Origin of the sequence: Rhizobium favelukesii (assembly GCF_000577275.2) — a bacterium.
In the GTDB taxonomy this organism is placed as follows: Bacteria; Pseudomonadota; Alphaproteobacteria; order Rhizobiales; family Rhizobiaceae; genus Rhizobium; species Rhizobium favelukesii.
Genome location: NZ_CBYB010000012.1, coordinates 1 through 6,450 on the forward strand (window position 1 = coordinate 1; position 6,450 = coordinate 6,450).

General features: G+C 57.9%; 3 protein-coding genes and 2 pseudogenes. 4 read left to right on the plus strand and 1 reads right to left on the minus strand.

The genetic code is table 11. From position 1 onward, the window contains the following. The 4 genes and pseudogenes from LPU83_RS72735 to LPU83_RS23020 all read left to right on the plus strand — a co-directional run. A pseudogene (locus LPU83_RS72735) lies at positions 1-265 on the plus strand (IS110 family transposase); the annotation flags it as partial. 825 nt (positions 266-1,090) lie between these two features. Then, on the plus strand, positions 1,091-2,347 hold the full coding sequence (locus tag LPU83_RS22995) for an ATP-grasp domain-containing protein (protein WP_024319040.1): 1,257 nt from the start codon (positions 1,091-1,093) through the stop codon (positions 2,345-2,347). A 241-nt stretch (positions 2,348-2,588) separates the two neighbouring features. Beyond that, a pseudogene (locus LPU83_RS73735) lies at positions 2,589-2,741 on the plus strand (IS110 family RNA-guided transposase); the annotation flags it as partial. A 911-nt stretch (positions 2,742-3,652) separates the two neighbouring features. Continuing rightward, positions 3,653-4,912, plus strand: a complete 1,260-nt coding sequence (locus LPU83_RS23020; RefSeq protein ID WP_024319041.1) for an ATP-grasp domain-containing protein — start codon at positions 3,653-3,655, stop codon at positions 4,910-4,912. 33 nt (positions 4,913-4,945) lie between these two features. Here the strand turns inward: LPU83_RS23020 and LPU83_RS23170 are convergent, their stop codons facing one another. Next, a complete protein-coding gene (locus LPU83_RS23170) occupies positions 4,946-6,346 on the minus strand; it encodes an IS701 family transposase (protein WP_024319042.1) in 1,401 nt (466 codons plus the stop codon). Between the last annotated feature and the right edge of the window lie 104 nt (positions 6,347-6,450).

Below are 6,450 nucleotides of genomic sequence, written 5' to 3' on the forward strand. Positions count from 1 at the left end.
TGACATCACCGAAGCAGGGAACGGAAGAGTTCGACGTATGCTGGTCGAGAGCGCGTGGACTTATCGGCATCCTACGAAAGTCGGCGCGAAAAAGCTCCATCGAAGGTACGGGAAATCGCATGGAAGGCGCAGACCCGGATAACGTCGTACTGTCGAATGATGAGCGGCCGAGGTACGCGCACGACGTGGTTGCACGGCGATCGCCCGCGAACTGGCCGGTTTCATGTGGGCCGTCGCCAGAGAACCGCAGCTGTCCCCGTCGTAAATCCACCCGACGCTGCACCTTGCACCTCGCGTATGGGCGGGGGCGGAGCAACGGTAGGGAAATGCCCGTCAGCCGCTTTGTTTGCCGGCAAGACCGACGCCCGTAGTAAGATAGGGACCAGCCCGGAATACGGTAGCCAACCCGCGCGCATCAGAGCTTGATCACCGACGTCCTTCGGTTCCATGCGCGATCAGATTGAACAGCCGACCATCTCGACCGGAGGAGATCGTGCGTCCAAGGTGTTGACAAGGGATATCAGAGCGATATTCGCGGACCTAGGCGTGGACGTGCGCAACACCGCAGCGCCCCGGCCGGCTCGTTCACTCCGGCGCATCAGATCGTAATTGTTCGCCGCAACGATCAGAACTTCGTTCTGAAGTCCCGATAAGTGAGCGTGAGGAACACTCCCGCCCCGATGTGAGCTTGGCAATCTTCTAAAGCGGATGGTGCGGCACCATCACACGCGCCTGAGCGGCCTCCCCCCAAACCACAGTTCGCCCCGCACTGTGGGACAACATTGTCCCGTGCAGCTATCAAGGATGGTAGTATTGGCGCCGGGTATTCGTTGGTATTCGTCGATCGCAATAGTGACTGACAGCGGCTGTATTCAGCGCATATGCATGCAAATCCACACTGCTATCAAACCGAGGCAGCATTCATGTTCGTCACTTACTAGCGACCTTCTGTTTCGAAAGGAGAATTCGGATCGCCTTCAACAGAATATCGTCTGCTGTTACGTGACCTTAATCGTTGTTCGGCCGCGAAGTGGGCCGGTTGCGGTGCGAAGGGCGACAGCACTTCATGCAATCTCGGAGTCACCAGTCAATGCGAAAAAGAGCTCTCGTTCTCCTTGAAAGCGCAAGTAATGGCCCGCTGTACATCCAGGCGGCCCAGCGTCTTGGTCTTCATCCGATTACTCTGTCAGCTGAGCCAAGTCAGTATGACTATCTTGCAGGAAGTGACTGTGAGACAATCTGTGTCGACACAGATAACCTTGCCGCGATGATACAGGTATGCTCTAGCTTATCCCGGATCGCCGACGTTGCTGGCATAACCAGCGCGCGGGAGTCACTTTACGCGGCCGTCGGCAAGCTCTGCCAGCACTTCAGTCTGCCGGGACCGAATCCCGCAGCGGTTGAGCGATGCTGCGACAAATTCGCTCAACGTCAGGTTCTTGCGGAGTCCGGTATACTTGTGCCTGAATTTCGCTTTGCGGTAGATGCTATGGACGTAAAAGACTCTGCTACCGAAATTGACTTTCCGGTGATTGTCAAGCCAGCCGTAGGCATCGGCAGCAGCGGTGTCCGATTGTGCCGCAATGTGGATGAGCTTGCCGAACATACGGACTATCTATTGGGAGAACACAGATGGCAGTGTTCGCCACGAATACTGGTCGAAGAATTCGCGCAAGGGCCCCACTATAGCGTTGAAATAATGGAAAATGAGGTCATCGGAATTGGCGCCGCTGACTTCGGCGACCAGCCGCATTTCGTCTGTCGTGAGTACATCTATCCCGCCCTTCTGACCGATTTCAGGCATAACCGCCTCGTAGATGTTTCGCTCAGCTGTCTGCAAGCCCTCGGCCTAGGCTGGGGACCAAATAACATTGATATACGGTGGACGAGGCTTGGTCCAGTTGTGATAGAGGTCAATCCTCGTCTTGCGGGTACACCTAATTCTCAACTGGTCCAGCTGGCGTACGGTGTCGATCTCATCACCGAACACATCAAGCTTGTCATCGGAGAGGAATGCACTTTGCGCCGGACTCGTTCGGATACTGCGGCCGCGCGGGTCCTAATTCCTGATCGCGATGGCATCCTCGATACCATCGGTGGAGAGACTCGGGCTGCTGCGGTACCAGGTGTCCAAGAGGTAAAGATTTTTATCGAACCTAAGACTTCGATCGTCAGGAAAGGTGATGAACGAGACAAGATCGGACATATCATCGCCGCTTCGACAGATCTTGCTCGGACCAAAGCGATACTTCAACGTGCCGTAGACCTGATTGATTGGTCAATGACACCGATGGCAAGTTCGCGTGATCAGGACCAAAAAGCTGGCGCGCATGAGGGGCGTCGGTGAAAGCAGCAGACTTCATCCGGGCTCCAGCTGGAGCACTAGAGCACATTGTCATCGCAGCCATCGCTGGACTGAAGGTTGTGCAGAGGCGATAACCTATAGACCATCGTACAAACATTCGCTAGATTCGCTCTGACATGCCGGACCAACGAGATCTCCGGCCTCCAGATCGTGCAGACGAAAGCGGCTGCTTTGCCACGGATTTTGACCCTGCATTAGGGCTGGCCCAGTGAGAACCAACCTGGAGAGCAATCGCGTCGGCCGGATTTCCCTGTGTGGTGACACAATGATGCGAACGCTGCTCTATGAAGCGGCTCACGCCACACTGACGGTGGTCAGAATATGGTCCTGGCTTAAGGCGTGGGCGATGAATATTGCCAGGCGTCGCGGCCGTCGATCCCTTTGCGCCTGTCGGTCGCCCCGCAGGCGAGATACACGCGCGCATTCGCCCCTGCCCCAACATGCGTCCCCCACCGACAGGCTCAGAACTTTCAGCGTTTCCGGCGCGATAGACGCATCGACCTTCAGGACGCCGCCCCCTTTGCAGCCGATCTCAATGCGCGACGGCTTTGCCGGCCGTCTTGCCGCGACCTTCTCTGGTGCCGCGGCTCGATCCGGTTCGCTTTCCGCATCCGGCCCGATCAGCGCCACCGGCAACAGCGTCACGCCTGATCCACCCGACGACCTATGTCCCCACCAAGCTTTTGCGCCAAGTGTGAATCTGCTGCGGAGGAATATCGTGCCGGCAAGGCAATCTCGGCGACGCTGGAGCCGCTCGTCTCAACCTCGTCCAAACTCTCCGAAGCTTTGTCCTCGTCCGACCAAACACTGCGGCGCTCGACGCCCGCCAGAATTTCAACCCGCCCCATAAGTTCACCGTTGGTTGCGTCGATAACTACGGAATTAGCGACGTAACTTCAGTGCGGTGGACAAAATCTCAAAGGCTGCTTCACCAGAAATGTATGGACGCCCCCACCGATGCAAGCAAAATCTTCTGTCGGCATGAACAATGCGGTCGGGTGCTGACGTGTGCCCGGCCTCTGATCGCGTCCTTCACATGCCGCGGGCCTATGCGCCGCTGGCTCGTAGCGACCGCCTTTGGTCATAAGAGAGTCCAAGCAATACGTGCCATTCGATTGGCGAGGGCTGCAACAGATGCTTCAAATAAATTTACACGATCTTTACTGCCGTAAATCGCTGACGATGGTAGGCTAACGGCAAACTCTGAGGCAGGCACGGCTGAAAAAAGTAAGGTGCCGATGTAGGCTCGGAACCGCCACACATCACGCATTGTAGGGGATAAAGGCAATGGAAGAAAGAGCGCTCATCATGGTTGAAGGGTCAAGGGGTGATGGGCCACTATACATCCAAGCGGCCCAGCGTCTTGGTCTTCATCCAATTTCCCTGGCGGCGGACCCCGCTCAATACGACTATCTTGCGGCAAAAGAGACCGAGGCAATTCGTATAAATACAGACAATCTCGATGCGCTGATCGACGAATGTTCCCGGCTGCGTACCACCTATAACATCGCGGGCATCATCGGCTTTGCGGCACTCGACGAGTCGATCCCTACGACAGTTGCCAAACTCTGCCGGCATTTCGGTCTACCGGGACCGAATCCCGCATCCGTTGAATGGTGCTGCGACAAATTCACTCAACGCCAGCTTCTCGGACAGGCCGGCGTTCCAGTACCTGCTTATCGTTTGGCAGCGAACGCGACGGAAGTGCAAAGCTCTGCCGTAGAGATCGGCCTGCCTGTGATCGTTAAGCCAGCAATGGGCTGCGGCGGCAGCGGTGTCCGGTTATGCCGCAACCTCGATGAGGTAGCCGAACATGCGACCTATCTATTGGGCGGGAAGCACGTATGGCAATCTTTGCCGAGGGTCTTGGTAGAAGAATTCGCGCAAGGCCCCTTTTATATCGCTGATCTAATGGGAAATGAGGTCATTGGAATTACCGCCGCAAAGTTCGGCCCGCCGCCACATTTCGTGGGTCGCGAGACCACATGTCCGGCCGCGCTAATTGAGCATGAGCATGAGCGAATCGCCGATGTTTCGCTAAGCTGTTTGCGAGCACTTGGCCTTGGCTGGGGCCCAACGTGCATTGAACTCCGCTGGACGAAGCATGGCCCAGTAGTCATTGAAGTCAATCCGCGTCTTGGTGTTGGGCAACCTAAACTGATCCGACTGGCCTACGGGGTAAATCTCGTCGCCGAGCACATCAAGCTTGCCATCGGGGACGAATGGGATTTGCGCAAAAGGCATTCGCGGACTGCGGCCGTCCGAATCCTGCTTCCTGAGCGCGATGGCATCCTCGACTGGATCGATGGCGACCGTCGGGCGGCTGCCGTACCAGGTGTTGTCGAGGTCAAATTATATGTTAAACCCAAGACGCTGATCGTCCGAAAAAACGATTCCCGAGACCCTATTGGATATGTGATCGTTACTTCATCCAGCCTTGCTCTTGCGGACACCATACTTCAGCGTGCCGTCGATTTAATTAGTTGGTCGATCACACCATTTCCAACCTTAGCGAATAGTAAAGATATGCGGCCCCTTCTCTCCTAGTCTTACTGCGTCACAAGTTTGTGATTTTAGCGATCATTGGTCCTGGTGCAGCATGGACATCGCTGAAGACTGCGACTGAGTGCGACGGTCAAGTGCCTTCTGACGGTGGCGATCGAATTTGGCGTGTGTCGCTCGGGTCGGATCGGGGGATCCTCGGGGTCGATAACCTTGGGGAACGGCAGGTTGCGGGCGGTTTTTGGTTTTGGTCGGCGCTGAGGGGGGAATCGCCTCCCTTTGGGAGATGAGGAATCCGTAAGCGGCGATGCAGAGGCTTGCATGATGATGGAAGCCGCGCCAGCCGCGCCCCTCATAATGGCCGAGCCCGAGTTCCTGCTTGAGTTCCTGGTAGTCGCGCTCGATGCGCCAGCGCAGCTTGGCGGTGCTGACGAGCTTTCCGAGCGAAGCGTCGGCGGCGAGAGTGGAGAGCCAGTATTTGAGCGGCTCGGTGTCGCCCTCGGGCCATTCGATCAGCAGCCATTCCTCGGCGCGGGGCGTGGTCAAATTGTAATCCCTGGACGCGGGCCTCACGCGCACGGCGGCGAAGCGGGAGCCGAGGTCAGTGTTCGTTCCTTCCCGCCAGCCAATGGTCTGCCAGGCATCTTGCGGCAGTTCCTGCGCCAACGCCTTCGCCGATACCGGGCGGTGCTCGGGACTGCGGCGCATCAGCGAGGTTGGCCGCCCCTTTCCGCGCCAAGGCTTGGGCGGCAATGGTTCCTCGCCAGGTCGCCAGACACTGAGTGTCGGTTGCACGCCCACGACATAGTCGAGGCCGAGCGCCGACAGGCCGGTGCGGAATGCGCCGTCCGCGCCATAGCCGGCGTCGGCCAACACCACGCCGGGCGCAACTCCGGCCGCTTGAGCGGCGCGGATCTGGTCGAGCGCGATTGCGGGCTTGGTCTGGAACGCAACGCTATCCGGGATCTTCGCCTTGCGTCGCCGCTCGGGATCGTCGGCCCAGATCTCGGGCAGATACAGCCGGTAGGCAATCGGCAAGCTCGCCGCGACATTGGCGATCGAGAGGCTGACTGCGACCTGGCAGTTGTCCTGCTTGCCGAGCTGGCCGCAATATTGCCGCGCAACCCCGACCGAATGCCTGCCCTTCTTGGGAAATCCGGTGTCGTCCACGATCCACGCCTCGACCGGCCCATGCCGCTCGATCAGCGGCAGCACCAGGTCGCAAACCCGCGCCAGAAGCGCCTCGTCCGACCACGGCGCTTGGCCGACGAAATGCAGTAGCGACTGATGCTTGGCCGATACCCGCGCCGGTGCCATCACCGCCGCCAGAGGCTCGACGCTCTTGCGGTCCACCGGCAGCATTAGTCCGAGGCAGTAATCGTTGAGCGGCTCCGCCCGATCGGCGTGGCCGATCACATCGACCAGCCTATGGACATAATCCGCAAAGGCTGCTTCACTTCCCGTGCTCAGGCCATTCATCTCAGCATTCTCCTGCTGACCACGAATCGCTTACGCTAGCACATCATTGCACAGCAAGAATCCCCGCATTTTGTGACTCAGTAAGACTAGCATTACAGTTGCAT